Source organism: Burkholderia sp. SIMBA_051, from assembly GCF_046534915.1.
GTDB classification, from domain to species: Bacteria; Pseudomonadota; Gammaproteobacteria; order Burkholderiales; family Burkholderiaceae; genus Burkholderia; species Burkholderia ambifaria.
On record NZ_JAWRXS010000071.1, the window covers coordinates 1 to 403 of the forward strand.

The following is a 403-nucleotide window of genomic DNA, read 5'->3' on the forward strand; positions in this document are numbered from 1 at the left end:
CTTCCAGTTTGGCGAGGTAGGCTCGCCAGAGTTCATCCTGGCGGACCGCCATGTCGTACAGCAAATCCCACGAATAGATGCCGGTGGCGTGGCCGTCCGAGAAAGTCGGCTGCAACGCATAGTTGCCGACGCCTTCGAGCATCGTGATCGTCACCTCGCGCTTGCCGGTTTGCAGCGTTTCCTGGCCGGGCCCGTGACCCTGCACTTCCGCCGAAGGCGAATACACGCGCAGCAGTTCGAACGGCAGGCGATACGATTCGCCGTTTGCATACTGCAATTCGAGCACGCGCGATTTCGAATGCAGGACGACGCCGGTCGGCACCGGTGTATCGGGGGTCAGTCCGCTCATGATGGCCTCAAAAGAAAACGCCGGGCCGCCCCAAGATGTCGCCCCGTCGCGGAG

Annotated in this window: 1 protein-coding gene; it reads right to left on the reverse strand. The window is 62.3% G+C overall.

Annotated elements, in window-relative coordinates; translation table 11 throughout:
• Positions 1–349: gamma-butyrobetaine hydroxylase-like domain-containing protein (locus SB771_RS33585; protein ID WP_410721865.1), on the reverse strand; the 349-nt coding region annotated here is incomplete at its 3' end.
• Positions 350–403 lie beyond the last annotated feature (54 nt).